General features: G+C 51.5%; 26 protein-coding genes. 19 read left to right on the top strand and 7 right to left on the bottom strand.

Annotation, left to right across the window (positions count from 1 at the left end):
• Nucleotides 1-120: 120 nt before the first annotated feature.
• From ACFQ2O_RS01665 to ACFQ2O_RS01730, 14 genes are read left to right on the top strand one after another with little or no spacing between them, the layout of a single operon-like run.
• Entirely contained in the window at nucleotides 121-672 is a 552-nt protein-coding gene (locus ACFQ2O_RS01665) for a transposase (protein ID WP_377522405.1), read from the top strand.
• A complete protein-coding gene (locus ACFQ2O_RS01670; protein WP_377522408.1) occupies nucleotides 650-2179 on the top strand; it encodes a terminase large subunit domain-containing protein in 1530 nt (509 codons plus the stop codon). Before ACFQ2O_RS01665 ends, ACFQ2O_RS01670 begins: the two co-directional genes overlap by 23 nt.
• The gene (locus tag ACFQ2O_RS01675) at nucleotides 2176-2898 is read left to right on the top strand and encodes a hypothetical protein (RefSeq protein WP_377522411.1); all 723 of its coding nucleotides are present in this window, start codon (nucleotides 2176-2178) and stop codon (nucleotides 2896-2898) included. Before ACFQ2O_RS01670 ends, ACFQ2O_RS01675 begins: the two co-directional genes overlap by 4 nt.
• A 1-nt stretch (nucleotide 2899) precedes the next feature.
• Nucleotides 2900-3058, top strand: a complete 159-nt coding sequence (locus ACFQ2O_RS01680) for a hypothetical protein (protein ID WP_377522412.1) — start codon at nucleotides 2900-2902, stop codon at nucleotides 3056-3058.
• On the top strand, nucleotides 3055-3477 hold the full coding sequence (locus tag ACFQ2O_RS01685) for a hypothetical protein (protein WP_377522414.1): 423 nt from the start codon (nucleotides 3055-3057) through the stop codon (nucleotides 3475-3477). The genes ACFQ2O_RS01680 and ACFQ2O_RS01685 overlap by 4 nt, the downstream gene beginning before the upstream one ends.
• The gene (locus tag ACFQ2O_RS01690; RefSeq protein WP_377522415.1) at nucleotides 3468-3974 is read left to right on the top strand and encodes a hypothetical protein; all 507 of its coding nucleotides are present in this window, start codon (nucleotides 3468-3470) and stop codon (nucleotides 3972-3974) included. Before ACFQ2O_RS01685 ends, ACFQ2O_RS01690 begins: the two co-directional genes overlap by 10 nt.
• The gene (locus ACFQ2O_RS01695) at nucleotides 3974-4357 is read left to right on the top strand and encodes a hypothetical protein (protein ID WP_377522416.1); all 384 of its coding nucleotides are present in this window, start codon (nucleotides 3974-3976) and stop codon (nucleotides 4355-4357) included. Before ACFQ2O_RS01690 ends, ACFQ2O_RS01695 begins: the two co-directional genes overlap by 1 nt.
• Nucleotides 4357-4980, top strand: coding sequence for a hypothetical protein (locus tag ACFQ2O_RS01700; protein ID WP_377522417.1), 624 nt, complete (start codon nucleotides 4357-4359; stop codon nucleotides 4978-4980). The genes ACFQ2O_RS01695 and ACFQ2O_RS01700 overlap by 1 nt, the downstream gene beginning before the upstream one ends.
• Nucleotides 4981-6522 (top strand): hypothetical protein, encoded by a 1542-nt coding sequence (locus ACFQ2O_RS01705; RefSeq protein ID WP_377522418.1) that lies wholly within the window; start codon nucleotides 4981-4983, stop codon nucleotides 6520-6522.
• The gene (locus ACFQ2O_RS01710) at nucleotides 6522-7286 is read left to right on the top strand and encodes a LamG-like jellyroll fold domain-containing protein (protein ID WP_377522419.1); all 765 of its coding nucleotides are present in this window, start codon (nucleotides 6522-6524) and stop codon (nucleotides 7284-7286) included. Before ACFQ2O_RS01705 ends, ACFQ2O_RS01710 begins: the two co-directional genes overlap by 1 nt.
• A 1-nt stretch (nucleotide 7287) precedes the next feature.
• Nucleotides 7288-7866, top strand: a complete 579-nt coding sequence (locus ACFQ2O_RS01715) for a hypothetical protein (protein ID WP_377522420.1) — start codon at nucleotides 7288-7290, stop codon at nucleotides 7864-7866.
• Nucleotides 7847-8434 (top strand): hypothetical protein, encoded by a 588-nt coding sequence (locus ACFQ2O_RS01720; RefSeq protein WP_377522421.1) that lies wholly within the window; start codon nucleotides 7847-7849, stop codon nucleotides 8432-8434. The genes ACFQ2O_RS01715 and ACFQ2O_RS01720 overlap by 20 nt, the downstream gene beginning before the upstream one ends.
• Nucleotides 8435-8446: 12 nt before the next feature.
• Nucleotides 8447-9286 (top strand): hypothetical protein, encoded by an 840-nt coding sequence (locus tag ACFQ2O_RS01725; protein ID WP_377522422.1) that lies wholly within the window; start codon nucleotides 8447-8449, stop codon nucleotides 9284-9286.
• The gene (locus ACFQ2O_RS01730; RefSeq protein ID WP_377522423.1) at nucleotides 9286-11223 is read left to right on the top strand and encodes a hypothetical protein; all 1938 of its coding nucleotides are present in this window, start codon (nucleotides 9286-9288) and stop codon (nucleotides 11221-11223) included. The genes ACFQ2O_RS01725 and ACFQ2O_RS01730 overlap by 1 nt, the downstream gene beginning before the upstream one ends.
• A gap of 88 nt (nucleotides 11224-11311) precedes the next feature.
• Here the strand turns inward: ACFQ2O_RS01730 and ACFQ2O_RS01735 are convergent, their stop codons facing one another.
• The 3 genes from ACFQ2O_RS01735 to ACFQ2O_RS01745 are packed head-to-tail and all read right to left on the bottom strand — an operon-like array spanning nucleotide 11312 to nucleotide 12592.
• Complete coding sequence (locus ACFQ2O_RS01735; RefSeq protein WP_377522424.1) at nucleotides 11312-11707, bottom strand: helix-turn-helix transcriptional regulator; 396 nt, start codon at nucleotides 11705-11707, stop codon at nucleotides 11312-11314.
• A gap of 2 nt (nucleotides 11708-11709) precedes the next feature.
• Complete coding sequence (locus ACFQ2O_RS01740; RefSeq protein ID WP_377522425.1) at nucleotides 11710-12036, bottom strand: hypothetical protein; 327 nt, start codon at nucleotides 12034-12036, stop codon at nucleotides 11710-11712.
• 25 nt (nucleotides 12037-12061) lie between these two features.
• Nucleotides 12062-12592, bottom strand: coding sequence for a hypothetical protein (locus ACFQ2O_RS01745; RefSeq protein WP_377522426.1), 531 nt, complete (start codon nucleotides 12590-12592; stop codon nucleotides 12062-12064).
• A gap of 329 nt (nucleotides 12593-12921) precedes the next feature.
• On the opposite strand from ACFQ2O_RS01745, the gene ACFQ2O_RS01750 reads away from it, so the two are divergent.
• Entirely contained in the window at nucleotides 12922-13479 is a 558-nt protein-coding gene (locus ACFQ2O_RS01750) for a hypothetical protein (RefSeq protein ID WP_377522427.1), read from the top strand.
• On the opposite strand, the gene ACFQ2O_RS01755 is transcribed toward ACFQ2O_RS01750, so the two are convergent.
• The 4 genes from ACFQ2O_RS01755 to ACFQ2O_RS01770 all read right to left on the bottom strand — a co-directional run bounded on the left by ACFQ2O_RS01755 (nucleotide 13480) and on the right by ACFQ2O_RS01770 (nucleotide 17521).
• A complete protein-coding gene (locus ACFQ2O_RS01755; protein WP_377522428.1) occupies nucleotides 13480-16680 on the bottom strand; it encodes a hypothetical protein in 3201 nt (1066 codons plus the stop codon).
• A complete protein-coding gene (locus ACFQ2O_RS01760) occupies nucleotides 16680-16991 on the bottom strand; it encodes a hypothetical protein (protein WP_377522429.1) in 312 nt (103 codons plus the stop codon). Before ACFQ2O_RS01760 ends, ACFQ2O_RS01755 begins: the two co-directional genes overlap by 1 nt.
• Nucleotides 16992-17087: 96 nt before the next feature.
• Entirely contained in the window at nucleotides 17088-17273 is a 186-nt protein-coding gene (locus tag ACFQ2O_RS01765; protein WP_377522430.1) for a hypothetical protein, read from the bottom strand.
• A complete protein-coding gene (locus tag ACFQ2O_RS01770; RefSeq protein WP_377522431.1) occupies nucleotides 17270-17521 on the bottom strand; it encodes a hypothetical protein in 252 nt (83 codons plus the stop codon). The genes ACFQ2O_RS01765 and ACFQ2O_RS01770 overlap by 4 nt, the downstream gene beginning before the upstream one ends.
• 62 nt (nucleotides 17522-17583) lie before the next feature.
• On the opposite strand from ACFQ2O_RS01770, the gene ACFQ2O_RS01775 reads away from it, so the two are divergent.
• The 4 genes from ACFQ2O_RS01775 (at nucleotide 17584) to ACFQ2O_RS01790 (ending at nucleotide 21214) form a co-directional block, all read left to right on the top strand.
• Nucleotides 17584-18840, top strand: a complete 1257-nt coding sequence (locus tag ACFQ2O_RS01775; protein ID WP_377522433.1) for a Clp protease ClpP — start codon at nucleotides 17584-17586, stop codon at nucleotides 18838-18840.
• Between the two features lie 16 nt (nucleotides 18841-18856).
• A complete protein-coding gene (locus tag ACFQ2O_RS01780; protein ID WP_377522434.1) occupies nucleotides 18857-19873 on the top strand; it encodes a hypothetical protein in 1017 nt (338 codons plus the stop codon).
• Nucleotides 19874-19890: 17 nt separating this feature from the next.
• Nucleotides 19891-20487 carry a hypothetical protein gene (locus ACFQ2O_RS01785; RefSeq protein WP_377522435.1) on the top strand — a complete coding sequence of 199 codons (597 nt, stop codon included), beginning with the start codon at nucleotides 19891-19893 and terminating at the stop codon, nucleotides 20485-20487.
• An 82-nt stretch (nucleotides 20488-20569) separates the two neighbouring features.
• Entirely contained in the window at nucleotides 20570-21214 is a 645-nt protein-coding gene (locus tag ACFQ2O_RS01790) for a hypothetical protein (RefSeq protein WP_377522436.1), read from the top strand.
• Nucleotides 21215-21222: the final 8 nt, after the last annotated feature.

Raw genomic sequence — 21222 nt, forward strand, 5'->3', positions numbered from 1 at the left:
ATATTAACTAAGTTATTTAGCAGCCGCTCTACTATAGGGCGGCTGTTTTTGTTTCAGCTCTTGCTAATTTATATAGTATATTTACTAAATTTACATCTGATTATTTAGTAATTTACTGTTATGGCAGCATCATCATCGAAGAAGGGAAAACCAGAGCACCACCATACTCCAGAGGAGCGCATGGAGGTGGCTTCTGCTATTTGCGAGATGTACGCCACAGACAAGTACACTATTGCCTCCTGCTGTAAGAAGCACGGTATCTCGGAGACGACATTCCGTGAATGGCGAAATGAAGTCGCGGAAGTCGCGGATTTATATAAAAAGGCGAAAAGCGATGCAATATCTTCTCGGAAGGACAGGATTCAGGAGAAGGCGCTAGTTGGGTTGGAAAAGCTGGTGACCGGCTTCAAAGCCACGGAAACTACCAGTGAGCCTATCATCAACAGGAAGGGAGAGCCAGTACTGGGTCCTGACGGTAAGCTGTTGGAGCGCGTGAAGAAGACGGTAAAGATATTTGCCCCTAACCCTACCGCTGTCATTTTCGCCCTGAAGAACACCGACTCCGAAAACTGGAAAGATAAGCAGGAGCTGGACCATACTACCAAAGGCAAGGAACTGGAGCAGCGGGTAGTGTTCTATTTACCTGACAATGGGCGAAGTAAAAAGGGTTAGTCCGCAGGAGGGCTTTCAGGAGGACTTCCTGAGCAGCGCTGCTGATATAGTGATAGGAGGCGGCGCAGCAGGCGTCGGCAAGACTTACGCGCTGCTGATGGAGGGCGGCAGGCACATAGACAATTCAGGTTTCGGTGCAGTGATCTTCAGAAGAACGAGCCCACAGATCAGAATGGAAGGCGGTCTCTGGGACACGTCACTAGAGCTGTATATCGGCATAGGGGGCAGCCCCAAAGAAACAACGCTTGATTGGAAGTTCCCAAGTGGCGCCAGTGTTGGCTTCAGCCATTTGCAGTATGAGAACGACAAGCTGAACTTTCAGGGCTCTCAGATAGCGATGATCGGATTCGATGAGCTGACACACTTCTCCGAGTCCACCTTCTTTTATATGCTTAGCCGGAACCGCTCGACCTGTGGCGTGGAGCCATACGTGAGAGCAACGTGCAACCCGGATCCCGACAGCTGGGTGGCATCTTTCATTGATTGGTGGATAGATCAGGAGGAGAAGCTTCCGGATGGTAGCCCTAACCCAACCTATGGCTTGCCTATAGTGGAGCGTGCCGGCAAGGTCAGGTACTTCACCAAGGACGGCGATAGTATTGTGTGGGGTGACACGGCAGAAGAGGTGGTGGCAAGATGCCCGCACATCTTCAAAGGGGAGCTGGCCAACGTGCGGCCTAAGTCAGTGACGTTCATACCTGGCTCTATCTATCAAAACAAAGAGCTGCTTAGCGTGGACCCCGGCTATTTGGCTAACCTGATGGCACAAGATGAAGCCACACGTGCCTCGCTGCTGGATGGTAACTGGAAGATAAAGCTGGATGGCTTCGGGCTGTTCGATTACCAGCGCATATACGACATGTATACCAATGAGCACGCAGAAGGCGGCAAAGGCTATATAACGATAGATGCAGCGCGCTTTGGTTCTGACCTGGCTGTGATCTGGGTTTGGGACGGGTGGCGCATAGTTGATTTGGCTTGGTTCCCTAAGAGCAGTACTAAAGACATTGCTGATAAGGTGAAGGAGTTTGAAAAGCAATACAAAGTGCCGCGCAGCCAGACGGTTTGCGATGCTGACGGAGTAGGCGGCGGTGTCATAGATCAGTGTCCGGGCATGCAGTCCTTTGTGAACAATGCGGCGCCTCTACCTAACCCGAACGGGCCAAAGGATAAGAAGGGGCAGCCGGTCAAAGAGAACTATGATAACCTGAAGACGCAGTGCTTCTACATGATTGCCGATAAGGTGAACGCTGCGGCGGTGTACGTGCCTGATGGTATAGCCGAGCGCAGAGTAGGCAAGAAGAAAGTGCGGGAGTATTTCAACGAAGAGCTTAGAGCGATTAAAAAGGCTAATACAGATTCTGACGGCAAGAAGGGCATAAACTCGAAGGAGCAGCAAAAAAACATCCTGCGGCGGTCTCCTGACTTTGCAGATGCCTTTGCGCTACGGTGCTTCTTTGAGCTGCACCAGGTAAAGAGAGTTAAATCCAAAACGATAAAGCGATGATCCGCTACACGATTAACCAAGAGCAGCGCTATGCCAGAACAGAGTGGGCCGAGCTGACGCTGGGCGAGTACCTGGCCATTGCAGCCAGCGACAGCACCAACGAGTCGCTTTGCCTGCTGAGCGGCCTCACGCCTGCAGAGATGGAGCACCCGCAGGCGGCACCCATCGTGCAGGCCTGCCACGCGCTGCTGGAGTCTGAGCCCTTTGGCATCAAGCCGGAGTGGCTGGGGCAGAAGCTGGGCGGTGACGCGATCGGAAAGATGGAGCTGAGCCGCAAGTACCTGCGGGAGCATGAGGAGCCTGAGCAGGCTTTCCCGTTTCTCTACGCGGTGTACAGGTGGCCGGAAGACTACGATGCGGTGTACGCCATGTCTGGAGCAGGCTTCCCGGCAGAGCTGCTGGAGAAGGCGAAGGCAGTGCCGCTGGTTGAAGTGCTAGGGGCGGTCTTCCATATCATGAGCGAGATGCAGGAGCTCGACAAGCGCTACGGGCCGCTGCTGGAGAAGGAGCCAACCGAGGAGCAGTATCGGGCAGGCATCGACAGGTTCGAGAAGTACGGCTTCTACGCCACGCTCACCAGCTACTGCTCCGGAGACATGACCAGGGCGAAGGAGTTGCTGCAGCTGCCTGCCAACGTGTTTTACACTATGCTCTGCATCGACACGGAGCGCAGTGACTATGAGGAGAAGTACCGGGAGATCATGAGCAAGCAGGGGTGATATGAGCGCAGAGGAGGAATACGAAGTGGAGCGCACCATCAAGCGGCTCTCGCAGGACACAGAGCACAGCATGCCCGTGCTCCGCCCCTTGGACTACGAGCCGCTGGGCGCCTGGGCAGATGAAGAGATAGAGGGAATAGCAGCCAATCAGACAACATGACTTACGCAGAACTGGAGGCGCTCATCGGGCGCATCGCACTTGACACACTAGCCGGAGTTGGACACTTCCACTGCGGTGGCTCTGACAGCCTGAAGCAGGCGGTGGAGAATCACGGCTATCCGGTAATTGACTTGGATCCAATCACTGGTACTCGCAATATTGAGACTGGTAACAAAGTGGCAACAATAACCATGGGCTTCTTTGAGAAGCATGAGAACTCACCATCAGCTAGTGAGCTGCAGGCAATCTACTCCAGGCAGGAGGCTATATCAGCTCGTTTTCTTGTCATGCTGGATGATGAGGATGATTTGGGCAATATCATGGTTAAAGACTCACTGGTGCCCCACCATACAGCACAGAACTTGGCAGGCATCGCTATTCAGTTCACACTTAAACTTCCGATCAGTCTATGCTTCTAGCCTCGCACCTTAGACTGGAGCACCTGGGCAAGCAACTGGTGGAGCAGCTGGCCTACAATATCGGCACGATGGACACAGGCCAGTATCTGCCGGCTTCTCACCGAGAGGCCATGGCAGCTACGGTGAAGTATGAGATTGACGAGGAGGAATTCCGCATCGTGGGCGGTGAATACATCTGGACTTATGAATTGGGCAGAGGGCCTACGGTAAACCCTGGTACCGGCGCTGTTCGCAGGTATGTGAAGGAGTACATTCAGGAGGAGGGCATTGCGCCACGTGGGCAGGACCGCCAAGGCATGCCCATTGACGAGGACACACTAGCCTACTTCATCTCCAGGCGCATACACGAGTCAGGATCTAAGCCTTGGCGCAACGCACAGCCCACGGGTGTGATCTCGGAGGTGATCAACGATAAGACGATTGAGAAGGTGGAGGCGCTCCTGAGTGAGGCCTTTACCATAGAGATAGCAGAGTTTTTACTAGCAGCAACGGAATAATGGAGATACAGGAAAGGCCGAAAGGCTACAGTGCGGTAGGAGGCAGGCTACCAAACCCAGTGGTATACCGCATCGGCACCCTGAGCGCCTACGTGAAGGCGACTATTCACAGGGCTGATGGCAATGTGATCAGCACGCTGAAGGTAGCATCGCGCAATGGAGTGGCACTGGTGGACGTGAGCAGCTTCCTGCGCTCGCAGATGCAGCTTTCTGTGCCTGTTGGCGCACTGACTGTGGAGCCTGCTGTAGGTTCGTCTGTGGCCTACTACTGCACCTTTGAGGATGCAGAAGGGCTAGTGCTGGATGACAGCCAAAACGAGCTGTACGCGGTGGCTGCGGCCCTGCCTGCGGGAACATCTGACTATAGCGGCTACACGATCTGATGCCTGCGCTGTTCGCCACCGGACTTGATCGGCCACTGCTGGCGCACGGTTACCCGCTCACGCTTACAGTGGCTGTAAGCCCTGACGTGCGGCAGCAGCTCTACTTCGAGCGGGTGTACCGTGGTAGTGCAGGGAAGCAGCTGGCTATACGCTCCACGCTGGTAGAGGCAAGGGGCTTGGTACTGCTGCATGATCAGGGGCCTTGGCCTGTTGGCACATCGAGTATCGAGGCAAGTGTCACCAACCGCAACAGGGCAAGCGAGGCAGATCCGGAAAGAGTGGTACCAGTAGCGCAGGTGCTGCCCTCTACTTTTGCCACATCGCTTGATAAGCCCGTGTTGCACGAAGGTAACCCGCTGCACCTGAGTATTGGCCTGAACGGCACACGGCAGGTGGTGTACCTGGAGCGGGTGTATCTGGATCAACAGCGCAGGCAGCTGGCAATCAGGAGCGACATTATCTATGACCGCAACATGCTGGTGGGCCTCAACCTGCACGAGCCTGCGCCGGTACCGGGCACGCGCTACATGGAGGTGAGCCTCACCAACCAGTACAGGGCAACAGAGTCTGCGATGACGCTGGAGTATGAATCGCTTGAATGGAATGAGTTAGAATACAACTAAATGCTACAGGAAGAACAAGTATTAGACGAGCTGCTCGATGCGGCAAAGCCCGGCTCGGTGGATGACACCATCAAGGTGTTTCCGGATGTCACGAGGCTGGATGAGAATAAGACCAGCGGCAGGAAGCACCGTGTGCTGCTGAAGGCGATCATCGGCAGAGTAAAGGCATGGGTGAAGGCGGAGCTTTTGGGAAAGTCAGACACCGACCACAGGCATGCCATCGGCGATGTGGAAGGTTTGGGGACAGCGCTTGATGATCACAACAGCAGGATTGCCTCCAACACGGAGGCGCTGGGCGACACGCTGCGGAAGGGTGATGTAGCTACTTCTACAGATGCAGCACAAAATGAGAAGTTAGCAAAAATTTCCCAGGTTCGGCAGGTCCCTATGGCTGGATTAGGACGCGCAACATGGGGCACAGGTACAAACGCAGGTGTGCAAGCAACAGATAGCTTGTTATTGTCAATCGGGAAGCTGAACACTCGGTCGCTTGTGTCTCTAACGGTAGACGACTTAGCAGCAGATAACAGCGCAGTAAATAACGCAAAACCTATTACCGTTCAAGCTGCTAATAACGCTTACCTTCCAAGAAATAGATATTTTGAATATTCTTCAGGTACAACCTACAAAGCAGGAGACAAGGTTTGGAGTGAAGATACAGATTATGAAGTAGTAAGCAATTATACTGCGAGTTCGATAGCAAATGATTTCATTGACGGGCGCATAAGGTTATCAGGCCAGTTTATAAGGGCTACAGGGTTCGCGAGATACTTTAAAAAGAATGGCGGCCCTTTTGAGTTTTACCCATACGAAAGGTTCATTCAACTAAAGATATTATCTGAAAACCTGTTTGATTTCAATTTTACTGTAGAAGAAGGAGGGCCACTTGAAGGTCACGAGTTGCGCTTTGAGGTTGAGCTAAACGGCACAACACCGACATTAATTTTTAATAATTTCTTTTCTGGAGATATGTCTATCTCTGGATTTGCAGCTACAGATACTGTTGTATTCGAGTTCTTATGTGAAACTACAGGGGTATACACACTACAGGCAAAGTATAAAAAAGGGGCAAACTTATCTGCTGCTTCTACAGGAGGAACAGGCACAGGCACCTCCGAAACAGCCGAAAGCATCAAGACCAAGCTGCAAAGCCTCACAGGCGAGGCAAGGCTGGATGCCTCTGCCATTAAGAACCTTCCGACAGGCGGGGGTACTGTGGATGAGACGTTTGAGAAGCACAACATCGTCTCGGGCACTGCCACAATCACGGTGACAAACAACAACGACGGGGCGATCTGGAATACCACTACGAATGCAGCAGGTACGCCAAGTATAATTACTTTTTCAGGTACGCATAAAGCTAATAAGTGTAAGTTCATTCGCGTGATGGGTGGCCCTACTCCTCCTTCTATTACGGGGGCTGTGGAGGAGTTTAACAGCGCTGGAATCTTCAACACCACGCCAGGCTATGTGAACGTGCTAGCAGTCACCTCCAGCTACGATGCTACGGGGTCTATAAAAATATATTATTACTGGAGATAATGGCGCAGAAAAAAGACTACAACTCAAATCTAGTGGAGTTTTTGCGCTCGTTCGGGGCCATAAACTTCAACAAAAGCAATGACTATGGGAAAATAACAGGTTCTGAGGCCCTGGCTTTCCCCTCTATGACCATCTCGATACAAACCAAGTTTACGACTACAAATAACTTGGTTGTCTTTGAAAAAGCTTCAGATAACACTTCTGTGCTATGTCAAACAGGTAATGATTTTACTAAGGGTGGCACTGCTTCTAACTCATTAGATTTAAGGGGTAGATTATTATTTAGTTTGGGTACATCAAGCGGCCAGGCGCTTCAATCCACACAAGTAGGGTACACAGCTGTAATCAATGATAACAATTGGCATGAGTCAGTCTATGTTGCAGATTCAGCAAGTTCTGTACAAAGAACTTTTACTGATGGAGATATTGCATCTTCTGTTCCTATGAACACAATTCCAGCTGCCAACTCAAACGAGTGGAATGTTGGGGCTAGAGCGACTGGTAGCATAGGCTATACAGGAGAGATGGCTGAGCTTGCGGTATATGATAGAGCGAAATCAGCTGGTTTCATCAAAAAACAGAAAAGCCTCCTTAAAAGATACCTGCAAAGTAGAGCGGAAAAACCAGAAGGGTTAGTAGCTTATTTTCCTAACACACCCATCGCAGTTAACGATAAAGACTGGACGCACGAGTGGACAGATGTGGTGTATGGCTACGTGATGCGCATTTACAACAACCCATCGATTACATCTTACAGCAGATAAAATGGAACAAATAGAAAGACACGACTACAAGAGGGAAGGCAGGCGCTTTGCCGATTTCTGGGGCACAAACGAGCACGGCGAGGTAATGCTTTGGACCGACCACATCGATCCGAGTCCGGGCATGGTGACAAAGGGGCAGCCTGTTAGGGAGCACCCCGATGAAGTGAGGATCAAGTTCAGGACCGACGATCAGGGCAGAGGTGTGCTGCACAGCATCGAGTCCACGTTTGGAATTGTGCTGTTAGGCAACGATGGTACGGTAGTCTCGGCCACTGCGTACGGCGGCTCAGGCTTCGCAAACGACCAGGACAAAAGAGAATTCATCAATAAGTTCAAGGCCATCATTGCCTCTATATTCAATTTCAGGTCTAGGATGCGGGAGGGTCACAACTACCTGCCGCCGTTTATGCTAGACGTAAACGATAATCCAACGCCTGTGCCGGAGGCATACTATGAGGCAGGCGTGGAGATAAACGGGGTGGTGTACAACACACTCTCAGCGCCTACAAACAACTATGCCACCCACAATACAGACGGCACGCCCATAAATCCTTCGACAGATGCAGAAGCGACAGTTTAAGTTTGTTTGCCTCCTTGCAGAGCACACCAAGTTTAGCCCTTTGCAGCCAGGTACAGTATTCAGCATCTCCATTAGGGTTCTATGCTGCAGCAGGTACAGCCACTACTCGATCCTGATGGTAGATGAGGTAGATGGCACATATCACGTGATCGAGAGCACATGGCCGGAGGTGAAGGTGAAGACCTACCTGGAGTGGTACGCTCACTCTGATCGGCTCGTGCTTCCGCAGTTTCTGGATCAAAGCATTTGGCCTTTCGACTTAGAAGCGGTGCTGGCCAAGGAAGGTGAGAAGTATCCTGTGCGTGATATCGTAGAACAACCGCTGGACATTATTCGCACCAATTGGGTTGCCATTGGACATCGTTGGAACGGCAGAAGCGGCATCGGCAGGGTAGGTACTTTCTGCACCGAGCTGGTGGCCACAGGCATGGGCAGGGCTGACTCCTTCCGCATTAGACCCAATGATCTGTACTCTCCTCTTGGTATCGTGGGCATCACCAATGGTGAGGAGTTTCGCACTTACAAAGGGCAGGAGGCGGTGCTGCCGCAGTTTCTTCTGTACGCATAAAAATTATAAGCAATGGCATTAATAGATATCTTCCTTGTAGATGTGCCTGATGGCTCAGGCATTTACTATCAATCTTATGTAGTGCGCTGGGACGACGTTGCACAGGATATCAGTGTATGGAATGTGGATACGTTTGAGCAAATCGGAAGCGGGTTTATGTTAGAGGAGGAGCCAGACCCGGAGCAATACACAATTCAGGAAAGCGACGGAGACATGAGGTATTTTACGCAGCAACGCTACTTCCCTTACGCGCAGCTCGCCGCCAACTCTCCTGATCCAGAACCAGAACCTGATCCGCAGCCAGAACCCGAGCCTGAACCGGAACCAGAGCCAGAGCCAATACCGGAGGTGCTGGGCTGCACCGACTCGACCGCCGACAACTACAACCCCGAAGCCACGCCCGGCAACGCAGACCAGAACGCCTGTACCTACTCACCTAAGGTATTTACAGAGGTGAAGTTGATTGAGGTGTTGCCCTGCTCGGACGGCGTGTGCCTGCGCTGGTTCAACTCTTTGGGCGGTATTGACACGTGGGTGTTTGACGGTAAGGTGGACCGACCGTTTGCATCTGAGGCAGCAGGTGAGTTCAGCTACAGCAACGGTTTGTTGGGTGCTGCCTCCAAGTCTGGCAGTCCGGCAATGGTGCTGCGCGCTGCAGGGCTGGACTACAACCGCTATCAGGCGCTTTGGCAGCTCTACACCTCACCGAAGGTATGGATACACACCGAGGCAGGTGAGGCGGAAGACGTGTATGTGCAGCCTGCGACATTGCCGGCCATGCCGCTTGGCAGAAGAAGCTATGACATTACGGTGGAAATCATCAAAGCACCGATCAACACGCTGAGAAGATAATGGAATTGTACATCGATAATCAGAAAGTGGACCTGGCACCGGATGCTGTTTTTGCAGTTACAGTTCAAAGCAATGATATTACGAAACCAGAGTCCGTGCAGAGCTCCTACTCCAACAGCCTGACGCTGCCTTACACGGAGCGCAACCACCAGGTGCTGAGCAATGCCGCCGATGTGGCCAGTCAGAGCCGTGCGCCTTATACTAAGCTGAATGCCTCCGTGCTACAGGATGGGGTGGAGGTGGTGCCGCTGCCGAAAGCTTTCCTGACCGAGGCGAATGAGGGTTATGAGCTGCAGGTGTTTAGCGGTGCGCTAGATCTGTTTGCCAGGCTGGGCGACAAAAGCATTCGTGACCTGGACCTCTCGCGCTTCAACCATACATGGGACTTTCAGAACGTGGTGACCGGGGCTAGGTACTTCCGCGACCACACCTTTGGCTATATCTACGATGCTATAAACAACGGTAAGCCTTTCACCTCCGGCAACCTATGGGCTGATGAGCGCCACCCTTCTGTGTTCGTGCGCACCGTGTTTGAGCAGATGCTGCTGGAGGCGGGGGTAGACTACACCGGCATAGACGACGAGCTGTGGGAGAAGCTGATACTGCCTTTCTCCAATGATAAGCCGCTGCACTCGCAGGCATGGCTGGATGCCAGGAAGCAGGTGCGTGACATGGCCGCGCTCACACCGATTGCGGTGACTGACCACGGTAAGCTGAAGGTGAAGGCCAGCATCTTCGCCACCTATATAGGTGAGAATGTAGCCTCTTCTATTGCTTTGATCCTGCGTCAGAACGGGGTGGAACTGAAGCGCGAGGAGATAACTGTCACCGCGTTAAACGAGACAGTGTTGGAGGCGACCTTCGACATCCTGCCGCCTTACAATCTGGCGGGGCTGGAGGTCTTAATACTTCGCAGCAACCTGTCTCCGGAGTCAGCGCCCGTTGCTGGAAACTCCCGCTACAGCTCCTTTGACGTGGAGAGCTCCTATGACGAGGAGGCCTACTTCAGAACGGAGTGGGATGTAGCGCTCAACCTGCCGGACATCAAGCAGAAAGACTTCTTCAAGGCTATACGCTCGCTGCTCGATCTGATGGTGACCTTTGACCCCTATAGCAATATGCTTTCTCTCACGCCATTCAACAGGCTGCTGGAGAATAGGGCGCAGGCGCTGGACTGGTCAGGTAAATTGGTGTATGTGGCATCGGAGCGCGTGCCGGTGCAGTACCGCTTCGGTGAGTTTGCGCAGAAGAGCTGGTGGCGCTATAAGGAAGATGAGTTAGGCGGTGAGGGTGATTACTTCCTAAGCATTGATGACAAGCAGCTGGAAGAGGAGAAGAACATCGTGGAGATGCCTTTCGCCGCCTCTGAGGACGTGGCAGGTTTTCTGCGTGTGCCGCTGTTTGAGTCAGACCAGAAATACCCACAAAACTACTCTCACACAGTGGACACGATTGCGCAGCGCAACTCCGGCAGCTTCTCCGATGGCAACCGGGTACATGTGAAGAACGCCACGGCAGACCCTTTTGTGAAGGAAGGCTGGGCGGTGTATGAGCGCAAGGCGGGCAGGTGGGAGCTCTCGGAGCAGATCACCTACAAGCGCAATAAGGTAGAGCCGCGCCTCGCTGTGTTGGGCGGTGAGTTGCCGCTGCTCATCCGCGAGAGCCGCAACTATGCGGTGAACGTGACAGGCAGAAGCAGCAGCTTTGAGCCGATCAGTTTCGCTGCCTTGCTTCCTACACGCTACACAGCGTTACAGGGCGTGCTGGAAAGCTGCAAGGGTATTACGCCATATTTCCTGCTCAGCGTGCAAGACGTGGCCGGCTATGACCCTGCCGTGCCGATCTGGCTCGACCAGTTCCAGGACTACTTCTACCTGAACAGCATCAACGAGTTCACGGGGGAGGGGCCGACTGAGTGCCAGCTGTGGAGGTTGTAGCACTACAACTTTGCAATGAAATTATATACAACTTTCATTGAAGATTATATAACAACAGCAAAGCCACCTGATGAGGGTGGCTTTCTGCTTAACGTGTGCGGCCTTTTCTTAGCGCCTCCACCTCTTTCTCCAGCTGCATGATACGCTTCATGAAGCCGGGCAGGGGCTTGCGGTTGAGCTCGTAGTCAGAGATGGTGGCGTCACGGCTAAACCCAACCTGCGCGGCGTACTGCGCCTGCGTGAGGCCTTGCTTCTCGCGGTGCCGCCTGAGCTTCTCGCCTTCCGTCAGCTCCTGCTCCAGTGGCTCCCACTCTTCCACGTCCCACACGCCCACTGGGTTGCCTGCGCCTTCCAGGCTGTCTACAAAGATGTTCTCCTCTTCGCCTATGAACACGCCCTCCTTCCAGTCAGATTCCCCTACTTTGCGAAACCTTACCTGCTGGTCGTTAGCAGGTAAGGTGGTTTTGTCTAGTTGTATTTGCATGGTTACTGCGCAATAACTTTTTTCGCCCAATCAGAGTAGCTGCCTTCAGCTCTTTCAAAGTTTACGAATTTATTCGGCTTGCTTATCCATAACGTGCCAAAGAGCAGCCCATGTTTTGAGCCTTCCTTTTTGCCATGATAGGGAAACACTGTGCTCTCTAGCTCTCCCACCTCCAAACTAAAACTTCCCTCGCTTCTTGGAAAACTGCTCCTAAACTCTTCTAGTTGAAGCTCTAGCGCTTGCTCTGCTGTTTCAGCTTTCTGCTTGTACAGCTTTGTGTTGCTTTGGTCTAAAGTGACCACAATCGCGAATTCTGACATTGTGTTCATAGTATTTAAGTTTATAAGTTGTGGTTTATTTGTTCATTACTGCAGCAAGAGCGCTATAGTCATTGTCTCTATTGTTGATAAAGTAGGTTGCTTTTGTTTGGTAAGCGATGATCTTGCTAGCTGCAACAGCTTTCTCAAAAGAAGCCTCGCCATACTGCACCAGGTACTCTACTGTTCTTCCATATCTGCGAAGTGCGTCAAGAGCATCGCAAAGAGCGTTATTAACTATTATGTATGCTATATTGGTAACCATTTTCTCGCGAAGTGATTCAGCCCATTTTACTTGCTTTTCAGAACCTTCCAGGGGTTTGAAAGAAGCTTTGCACATAGCCAGTATGTTCTGATAGTCTTCGCTGTTTGGGATAAGGCGATGCTTGTTTGGCTCACCTTTAGCGAGACTTACAAGTTCTGGAAATGTTAGTGCAGATTTCTTAGCTTTTGCCCAGGCTGCTTTAAGGGCTTCTGAAAGAGACTTACCTGCTGTCTTAACGAGTGACCAGGCGTTAGTGAAGATTTCGCTTTTGTTGAATTTGGCGGTGGTGTTCTGAGTTGTCATAATCTTGTGCTTTAGTGTTTAGCTGCTTGATTGATGTTGTAAATATATACCTTTATACTTTAATGCGCAAATAAAAGTTACGTAATGCGTAAATATATTTTAGTTCATTTACGCATGTTCCTTCTGATGCATAGTATCTATACTACACTTTGCCGCAACCCGTGACTTTGTATCAGCGTTTTGCTATACTTGCTAACGAAAAGCGCCACTTCGTAAGGCCGGTTAGCTGATGTAACAGGCTGTAGAGGTGACGCTCCGTTTAAGATGATTTACAAACAGCATTACGTTATTACTATATTATAAGTTGCTGTAACTGAAAGCCTACCCCCATGAAGAAACTTATACTCGCCCTGCTGATCTGCCTGCCTCTTGTGACCTTTGCGCAGTCTGAGCCGCCACGCGATGAGCAGGGGAAGATTGTGTACCAGGAAGTGGTGAACGTTGATGCTGACCAGGCAGAGCTTTACAAACGTGCGCTGAGGGCTATTCCTAGAGATGGCAAGGAAGTGCTGAAAGTAGATGCAACCGAGGTTAGCTGGCAGGATAAAAAGGATATGATTATAGATGGCATGGGGCAAAAGATTCCTGTAAGGCTCCATTATACTGCTACCTTGCAAGGGAAAGACGGGCGCTACAAATATTCCATCTCGAACTTACTGCTGGAGACGAAGCAGGGCCGTGGTGCTACCAAGACACCTGTTGAGGATGGAAGCGTTTATAAACCACTCCCTAAGAACTTATATTACAAATCAGGTGCGCTTAAGCCACAAGGTCAAACTATACTTGCAATTCAGGAGTCGTATCAAAGAGAAATAGATAAAGCCATAGTCTCTAGTATTGAATCAATAAAGAGAACTATGGCTTTGCCTATTGGTGAGAATTGGTAATTATTGATCTGAAACCTTTATCCTGCGATCAACCTTGCTTTGGGTTTTACTTAGCTCAGAGATATAAAGAGTAGAAGGCGGGAGTTTTGCCACTGCAGCAGCGATTTTATTGTAGTCGATTACTGGTGCACTACCTCCGCCGAGCCACTGCCGTGTTGGGGCTGGTAGCGTACCTCCTGCTGCAAGGTATGGGTTTCTTAAGAGTGGGCGGCCTCCTGCTGCTACGTTTATCGCTGAGGCTGCTGCTAAAAGTTTAGGATCTTGGCTAACTGCCTTTGTCAACACAGGCTCACCTCCTTCCACTTCAGCTACGTGCACCCCTTGCCTGTTGTATACCTGTATACCTCCTTGTTTATGTGATGGACCACGGAATATACCGCCGTCTGCAAAGTAATCAGGAGAGCTGCCGCTGGTGGCTTGGATAATGCCAGCTTTAAAAACTGAAAAAGCTGCTTTGATGAGACCACCTATCACGGCTGCACGAGCTAAACCAGTTGCCCCAAAGGTTGTGGCTGAATCAAATTGAGCAAGTGAGTTACCTGTTGCTGTCGCGACTGATGCAGCTATTTGAGCATTTACAACTTTTTCAATTGTATCTATTACAAGCAGCAGTACTCCTTGTGTAAACTTCTGCATGTCTGCTCCCTGCTGGGTTAACGAAGCTGCAAAGGTTTCTCCTATAGCTGCAACAAAGTCTCTGGTATCGTTTGCCTGCTGCTCAAGTTCTGCACGCCTTTTTTCTGTCAGGTCTCTTTCCTTATCCTCAACACGGTTAAGATTTTCAATTTGACCATCTGCAAGCAGGCTGCTAATTTGTAAACGCTTCTCAGCAATCTTTTCCTCAATGCCAGGAATCTTGCCTTTGAATTGTTCCAGCATCATAACCTCACCCTGCAACTGGGTAAGCTTAAGGTTGCTTAGCTCTTGTTGGTATCCTTTCTCAGTGAACAGTCCTTTAGCACGTTGTTGCTTTAGTATAAGCTCCTGCTTAGCGTTAGCAACCGACATTACCCGTTTGGCTGTCTCAAACGCCGCATTATTGGTGCGCTCCGCATCTTCGATCTCTTTCTGACGCTGCTGCTCCCTGAACTCATCACGCAGCTTGCCCTCTTCTGACAGCGCTTTGGCTTTGATCACCTTTACCTGGAGCTGCGTCAGGTTCTCCTGCTTCAGTTCCTGCTCTGTGCGCTTTTGCAGCAGTTGCAGGCGCAGGTTCAGCACGTCCTCTTCAGAGTTGAGCGCTGACTCAGTACGTATCTCCAGCAGCGCCGCCTCAGCCTCCAGTTGCTTTAGCACTGCCTCTCTGGCTTTGGCAGCACCTTCCTGTCGCAGGGCGTTCAGCTTGTTCTGCAGCTCGATTGACTTGCCCACCGATGCCGCCTCGATCTCCGCCAGCTTTGCCTTCTCCTCAGAGAGCTGCTTGTTATCTTCATACAGGTTGTTAGTGAGCGCCTGCTCTGCCTCAATGTTGGCGATCTTATCCTGCTGCAGCTTCAGTTCCTGCGTGCGGATACTCTCCTCCAACTGGAAAGCGTTGCGTGCTGCGTCTGCTCTCTCTTTCTCGGACTTGGTCACATCTTCGGCCACCAGCTTGTACTTCTCGATCTGCGCATTCGCCTTGGCTCTGGCCTCGTTCAGCTGTAGCTCAGAGTCACGTATGCGCTGGTTCTCCTTCTCGATGGCTTCAGCTGACTTTCTGGCTTCATTCAATTCTTTGGTGAGTGCCTTCGTCTTCTCGCTAGCGTTCTCAACGCCTGCAGTGAACTGCACAAAGGCATCACCTAGCTTGCTTGGATCACCATCACGGAAGGCCTCATACAGCGTGATGAAGCTTTTGAGCCGCACCAGCAGCTGGTCACCGATCAGGTTGGCAACTTTGCTCACCAAGTCACCAAAGTCCTCAATGCCATTGAACCAGTCTAGCGTTGCCTTGCCCACTGCAGAGAGCTTATCAGTCAGTACGCCAATGATGGTCGTGAAGCCTTTGGTTTTGCGGCTCACCATATCCACGCCCTCCTGTGTTCTGGTCAGGAAGGATATAAGGCCGCCTAGCAGCAGCAACACCGCACCGATGCCAGTGGCAGCCAACGCAAACTTCAATAGCTTGAGCGCCGCCACGTTGCCTATAATTGCAGCTTTGCTGATGTTCTGGGCTGCGCTACCAGCGTTGGTAGCGGTCGTATTAGCTGCTGTGGCTGTGGTGTTACCTGTGGTAGCCGCAGTATTGGCGGTAGTGGCTGCCGTATCTCCAGTAGTGGCCGCTGCACCTGAGGTGTCAGCTGCCGCTCCTGCCTCGGTGGCTGTGGTGTTGGCTGCTTCTGCAGCTGTGTTGGCAGTGGTAGCTGCCGTGTTAGCGGTTTCTGCCGCTGTCTCCGCTGCCGTGGCTGCTGCTGCCGCTTTCTTCTCAGCATTTGCCTTGATCTTCTCCGCCGCTTCGTTCATAACTGCCTGCTTGGCCGCATCAATGAAGGAGGTAAGGGTATCATAACCCTGCTTCAGCGCCTCGATCGTCCCGCCCAGCTGACCGGATCCGTCGATAGCCTCTAGTATGGAAGTGGTATAATTGCCTACGTTTCGGCTGAATACGCCGATGCTCTGCTCTGCCTTGGATATCTCCTTGTTCAGTTTCTCCAGGTCCTTCTGCATCTGCTGGCCCACCTTGCTCTTGCGTTCCGCCTCGCCTAGGGCATAGAACTGCTTCTGAAGCTCACCGTACTCCTCGCGCATGGCAAATACGGAGCCGGTGGCATACTCCTTTACCTCTTTGTTGTCCTTTAGTATGGCGGTTTCATTCTTGATCGCCACATTGACTTCATTGATTTTCTTAGCCAGCTTTCCACCAACATCTTCATTGGCCTTTGCTTCATCAGTCATATCGTGCCAAGCATTAGCCAATAGCAATGACTGCGCCCGGAGCCGATCCAATGAACTGAGACGGGCATTGTCAGCCTTTGCCTGCGCTTCCAGCACGGTGAGCTGCGTCTTTTGCTGGCGGCTTAGATCGGCATATTCTGCCTTTAGGGCCTGCTGGCGCTGGATCTGGTCATCAGTAGCCAAACCTCCGGCTTTCATTTCCTTGTTTAGCTCGGCTTGCTGGCGCTTATTGTTTTCCATCTGCTTGCCCAGATCCACTGCTTTCTTTTTTGCCTCTGCCTCATCTATCCTGATGCGCAGCAGCACCTCTTTCTTCTGGTCGCTCATTAGTTTGCAATATAAATTCCTGTTGGCCGCTCAAACCATTTTAATGACCCGCCTTCCGTTGAGTAGTCGGCAACAGGCTTGGTGTTAGGAGACTCCAGACATTTAGTGGCATAATGAATCTGGCACCCGGCAACAATAACGTGGTTATCATCGCTGCCTACTTTTGCGTACCAGTTTGTCGAGTTCCGGTTTGTCTTTAACCCAAGGAGCGAGTCCTCCAGTATTTCGACATCTCCCCAGACTGCACGGTACATTTTGCCATCAGGAGCATAGAACCATGCGTCCGTTGTAATAAGATATTTTCCTTTCATCTGCTAGTAAGTTTATCAATGTAGTGCGCAGTTGACCGCCATGCCTTCATTCTCTGTTTAAATTCATTCCGTTGCTCAAGCAACCACTCGGGTGTTTTAAGCCAGGCAGATTTCAACTTTAGTCTCTTGGGTCTTTTCACTTGGTGAAGTGGTTTTGATTTGGTCAGTAGTGGAGCAAAGCAGCTCAATGGCTTTGCTGTCGGCAGGGTTGTTCTTCAGGTAGCCAGCCAATGCTATAATCTCCTGGCACAGCTGGCGCACGGTCTTCTCTGCTGCGCTCATGGCTTTGGCGGCTTGGCTATCGGCATCAGTGCGGAGCCTTCCGGCACCACCAGGCAGAAGGAGACGTTACCGCGCCCCACTTCTGTCATGATCATCTGCAAGTAGCGGTAGAGTGAAATTCCGCGCAAATCGGCCTGCTCCTGCAGGTTGCGCTCGATGGGTTCCAGAACCCTCGTCTGTAATGCTTTTCCCATTAAATCCTTGGCTAAAAGTTTTGTATGCAGGGTGCATACTGAAAGTGTAAACATACTAAAAGTGTGATTATAAATATAGTAAGTTTACTAAAATATTTAGTCAATAGTGTAACCTTATGCCAAAGCACATAAATATATCCATCAACGGGCCTGTGGGGGAGTTCGAGGACGAGTGGGGTTACACCTGCTATGGCTTCATGGCGAACTACATCGACTGGATGGTTGGATTCAACTATGAAGACGGCAGCATCGGCTACTCAGACCTAGAGCAGGTTACCTTCCGCATCAACTCGGATGGCGGCAGCGTTACCGAAGGCTTTGAGATTCTCTCTAAAATGGAGATGCTGAAGGAAAAAAGCATCAAGGTAGAGGTGATCAATGACTCGCGTGCCTACTCCATTGCCTCGCTGTTGATGCAGGGTGCCAGTAAGGGCATGCGCAAGAGCAGAAGCTACGCTTTGTTCATGGCGCACAAGCCGTGGGCGCAGTGTACCGGCAACGCCGACGAGATGCGCAAGTACGCCGACTACCTCGACAAATACGAGATGCCGATGATCCGTGTGTACATGGCGGCATCTGGCAAAACAGAGGAGGAACTGCAGGCGCTGCTGCGCGAGGAGCGCTTCATGACAGCCGAGGAGGCAAAAGCGGAAGGATTCATTGATGAGGTGCTTCCGATCAATATCGAGGGCGCTGCGCCTGCTCAGGCAGAGAAGAAGGCAGTTGCTTCCTATAATCCCAAGAGCAATCAAGTTCAATCAAATAACATGGCAATTACAAAAGAAGAGAAAGAGGGCATCGTAGCCTCTGTGATCGAGGGCGTGAAGTCGCTTTTCACAAAGGATGCCGATAAGAACAAGCCAACGGCAACGGCCAAGCCTAAGCCAGCGGCAAGCACCAAACCGAAACCTAAGCCGAAAGCGCAGGAAGTAACTGAGCCGGTAGCGGCCAGCACGGAAACGTCTGACGGAGCCGACATCTTCTACGAAGGTGAGCTGGAGCAGGGCACGGAGGTGTTCGCTGATGCGGAATACACCGAAGCACTGGAAGACGGGCTGTACGACCTGGCTGATGGCCGTGAGATCGAAGTCGTGGATGGTGCTGTTGCCAACATCACTGAAGCCGAGGAAGAGGAGGAGGAAGAAACTGAAGCATCTGCATCAGCTAAAAAACCTACACCTAAAGCTAAAGCCGATCAGGTTGATAATGCACTGGAGAAAGAGGTAAAGGCGCTACAGGCGAAACTCGAAACGCTGTCTAAGCAGGTGCCGGGTTCAGGTAACGCAGGGCCAAAAGGCGCTCAGGAGTTCACCGACAAAAACAAAGGGAAGGCTCACCCCTTGGACAGTGTTGCCGCAAAAATCAGAAAGTAAAGGGAGACAATAGGAAATGGCATTTATCACAACAGAAATCACATTCAAAGGGCAGGGAGACGAGAACTTCCTAGACGCTGGCACGGTGTTCAAGCCGATGCTGCAGGCGAATGCCTTAAGCTCACTAGGCTTCGATATCCGCACGGACATCGTGACCTATAAAGATATGTACAAGGTCGTTCCTCAGCGCAAAGTGACTCGCAGCAAGTCAAACTGCGGCTGGAACCCATACGGCCAGTTGGCGGAGCTGATCGATGACCGCATTGAGGTGAAGAAGCTGGGCATTGAAATGGAGCAGTGCGCCGAGGATTTCGACGGATTGATTCTGCAGACAGCCAAGAAGCTGGGAGTGGAGCGCGCTGACCTCACCGGCACGCAGCTGCAGTCGGTGCTTTCCACCATGGCGCAAGAGGCGGCTTTCCACGATATGATGCGCATCATGTTCCTGGGCGACGAGGCTAGTGCTGATGAGGATTACAATCAAACCGACGGTATCTGGAAGCGCCTGTTCACAGGAGTGGCTAACAGCGAAGTAACCAAAGTGGGTGCTGGGCTTGGCTCTGACCCGCTTCCGGCAGGTGCCGCTGAAGGTATTCTAGATGGTTTGTACTACGGTGCGACTCCCGAAATGCAGGACTTGGATGACAGTGAGAAGCGCTTTTACGTGACCCGCTCCATCTATAATAACTGGAAGCAGACGCTTACTAAAAACAAGAACCTTGAAAGTTCTTGGGCGGAGTTGAAAAACGGAATAAAGACACTTACATATTTAGGCGTGCCTCTCATTCCGCTCGGTTTTATTGATCAGTCTCTGCGCAATGACTTTGTGGATGCAGGAACCGGCAAGGTTATCAACCCGCACCGCGCCCTCTATGCTAAGCCAGAGAATCTTACTATCGGCATGGACCAGGAGTCGGACTATCAGACCGCCAAGTTCTGGTATCAGGAGAAGGAGGAGATGAATTACATGCGCATCAAGTACAAGTTGGGCACAGCTTTAGGTTGGGGCGAGTACATCGCGGTTTCATACTAAGAAAGGAGGACTGACGAATGGCAGATAAATGCGCAAACATGGCAGGGGTGTCCAATCTGGACCCCTCCTGCGACGCACTCCGCAAGCGCGGCGGTGCTGACAAAACCTTCTACATATTGGCGATTTCTCAGCTTTTAGCCGCTGCGCCGATTGGTTTGGATGATATAACCAAGGAGCTGACCAGCATCGCTTTGAAACCAGGCGAGGTGCTAAAGTCCTTCAAGGGCAGAAAGCTTAAGAACTCTACTAAGACGGGCATGGAGCAGACCGATAACGGTCCAAGCTACACGCACGGCGGTAGTTTCGTAGCCTACTTCGACTCTCAGGCAGAGAAGGAGAGCATTGAGCAGCTGGCACTGAACGATGACCTGGTGATCATCGTGCCGTTGAACAGCGGCCACTTTGAGGCACACGGGCTGGTAGGTACAAAAGGCCTTTCAGATGGCCTGCTTATGACCATCGCAGAAGGTGGTTCAGGCGTGCAGTACGAGGATGCGACCACGCTCACGCTGAATTTTGACGGTAAGGCGGACAAGCTTCCGATTTACTGCAAGTTCGGCGCTGACCGAGCTGCCAGCATTGCCTTCCTGGAAGACCTGTTGACGGCAGTATAGATTCATAGTTTAGTTTGTATGGTTTAGGATGATGGGTAAAGGCCGCTGCTGCTTAGCGGTGGCCTTTCTCATTCCCACCCTTATGGAGCAACTCACACAAGATTTACTGGAGCGCGCGAAAGCAGTGGTCTCTTCTCAGAAGAAGGACTACACCGAAATGGGCAAGGTGCACAGGGCCATCACCGGCACGCACTACGGCTGCACCCCATGCAACGAGAGCCGCATCCTCTACACCTTAAATTCATTCATCAACCAACCAGAGCGTTTTGCCTTGCGCATCAAAGAGGCAGCCACAGAAATGGAAGAGCAAAAGCAAACATCGAACTATAGATTCTCTAAAAACGCCACCTCTAAGCTTATCGTGCTGGTAACAGCTGACAGCGTGATCAAGGTAACACCTGATAACCTGACAGACGAGAAAGCGGAGGCAGTGCTGGCACACAAGCAGTACGCCCACAACATTGAGCGCATCCCAGGCACTGAGCCTGAGCAGGAGCTGACTGATGATGAAGATGAAACTGAAACAGGCACTGACGAAGGCTCAGAAGATTCTTCTGAAGACGAGCAAGCCGATGTTCCAGCCACGGATTCTGAAGGTACCGAGCCTGAGCAGGAGCTGACGCTTGACCAGGCGCAGGCTAAGTACGAGGAGCTGACTGGGCAGAAGCCAGGTAGCCGCAACCTCAACACATTACTGAAAGCAATCGCGGAGCACGAGTCTAAATAATAAGGTAG

This window comes from Pontibacter rugosus (assembly GCF_042678745.1).
Taxonomy (GTDB): domain Bacteria; phylum Bacteroidota; class Bacteroidia; order Cytophagales; family Hymenobacteraceae; genus Pontibacter; species Pontibacter rugosus.

Excerpts from the sequence above, each read along its gene's own strand:
- ACFQ2O_RS01690 (WP_377522415.1), top strand. The coding sequence starts at position 3,468 with ATGCTTCTAGCCTCGCACCTTAGACTGGAGCACCTGGGCAAGCAACTG.
- ACFQ2O_RS01780 (WP_377522434.1), top strand. The coding sequence starts at position 18,857 with ATGGCATTTATCACAACAGAAATCACATTCAAAGGGCAGGGAGACGAG.
- ACFQ2O_RS01790 (WP_377522436.1), top strand. The coding sequence starts at position 20,570 with ATGGAGCAACTCACACAAGATTTACTGGAGCGCGCGAAAGCAGTGGTC.
- ACFQ2O_RS01665 (WP_377522405.1), top strand. The coding sequence starts at position 121 with ATGGCAGCATCATCATCGAAGAAGGGAAAACCAGAGCACCACCATACT.
- ACFQ2O_RS01680 (WP_377522412.1), top strand. The coding sequence starts at position 2,900 with ATGAGCGCAGAGGAGGAATACGAAGTGGAGCGCACCATCAAGCGGCTC.
- ACFQ2O_RS01685 (WP_377522414.1), top strand. The coding sequence starts at position 3,055 with ATGACTTACGCAGAACTGGAGGCGCTCATCGGGCGCATCGCACTTGAC.
- ACFQ2O_RS01730 (WP_377522423.1), top strand. The coding sequence starts at position 9,286 with ATGGAATTGTACATCGATAATCAGAAAGTGGACCTGGCACCGGATGCT.
- ACFQ2O_RS01740 (WP_377522425.1), bottom strand. The coding sequence starts at position 12,036 with ATGAACACAATGTCAGAATTCGCGATTGTGGTCACTTTAGACCAAAGC.
- ACFQ2O_RS01670 (WP_377522408.1), top strand. The coding sequence starts at position 650 with ATGGGCGAAGTAAAAAGGGTTAGTCCGCAGGAGGGCTTTCAGGAGGAC.
- ACFQ2O_RS01705 (WP_377522418.1), top strand. The coding sequence starts at position 4,981 with ATGCTACAGGAAGAACAAGTATTAGACGAGCTGCTCGATGCGGCAAAG.
- ACFQ2O_RS01745 (WP_377522426.1), bottom strand. The coding sequence starts at position 12,592 with ATGACAACTCAGAACACCACCGCCAAATTCAACAAAAGCGAAATCTTC.
- ACFQ2O_RS01715 (WP_377522420.1), top strand. The coding sequence starts at position 7,288 with ATGGAACAAATAGAAAGACACGACTACAAGAGGGAAGGCAGGCGCTTT.
- ACFQ2O_RS01710 (WP_377522419.1), top strand. The coding sequence starts at position 6,522 with ATGGCGCAGAAAAAAGACTACAACTCAAATCTAGTGGAGTTTTTGCGC.
- ACFQ2O_RS01700 (WP_377522417.1), top strand. The coding sequence starts at position 4,357 with ATGCCTGCGCTGTTCGCCACCGGACTTGATCGGCCACTGCTGGCGCAC.
- ACFQ2O_RS01755 (WP_377522428.1), bottom strand. The coding sequence starts at position 16,680 with ATGAGCGACCAGAAGAAAGAGGTGCTGCTGCGCATCAGGATAGATGAG.
- ACFQ2O_RS01675 (WP_377522411.1), top strand. The coding sequence starts at position 2,176 with ATGATCCGCTACACGATTAACCAAGAGCAGCGCTATGCCAGAACAGAG.
- ACFQ2O_RS01750 (WP_377522427.1), top strand. The coding sequence starts at position 12,922 with ATGAAGAAACTTATACTCGCCCTGCTGATCTGCCTGCCTCTTGTGACC.
- ACFQ2O_RS01735 (WP_377522424.1), bottom strand. The coding sequence starts at position 11,707 with ATGCAAATACAACTAGACAAAACCACCTTACCTGCTAACGACCAGCAG.
- ACFQ2O_RS01770 (WP_377522431.1), bottom strand. The coding sequence starts at position 17,521 with ATGTTTACACTTTCAGTATGCACCCTGCATACAAAACTTTTAGCCAAG.
- ACFQ2O_RS01775 (WP_377522433.1), top strand. The coding sequence starts at position 17,584 with ATGCCAAAGCACATAAATATATCCATCAACGGGCCTGTGGGGGAGTTC.
- ACFQ2O_RS01695 (WP_377522416.1), top strand. The coding sequence starts at position 3,974 with ATGGAGATACAGGAAAGGCCGAAAGGCTACAGTGCGGTAGGAGGCAGG.
- ACFQ2O_RS01720 (WP_377522421.1), top strand. The coding sequence starts at position 7,847 with ATGCAGAAGCGACAGTTTAAGTTTGTTTGCCTCCTTGCAGAGCACACC.
- ACFQ2O_RS01725 (WP_377522422.1), top strand. The coding sequence starts at position 8,447 with ATGGCATTAATAGATATCTTCCTTGTAGATGTGCCTGATGGCTCAGGC.
- ACFQ2O_RS01785 (WP_377522435.1), top strand. The coding sequence starts at position 19,891 with ATGGCAGATAAATGCGCAAACATGGCAGGGGTGTCCAATCTGGACCCC.
- ACFQ2O_RS01760 (WP_377522429.1), bottom strand. The coding sequence starts at position 16,991 with ATGAAAGGAAAATATCTTATTACAACGGACGCATGGTTCTATGCTCCT.
- ACFQ2O_RS01765 (WP_377522430.1), bottom strand. The coding sequence starts at position 17,273 with ATGAGCGCAGCAGAGAAGACCGTGCGCCAGCTGTGCCAGGAGATTATA.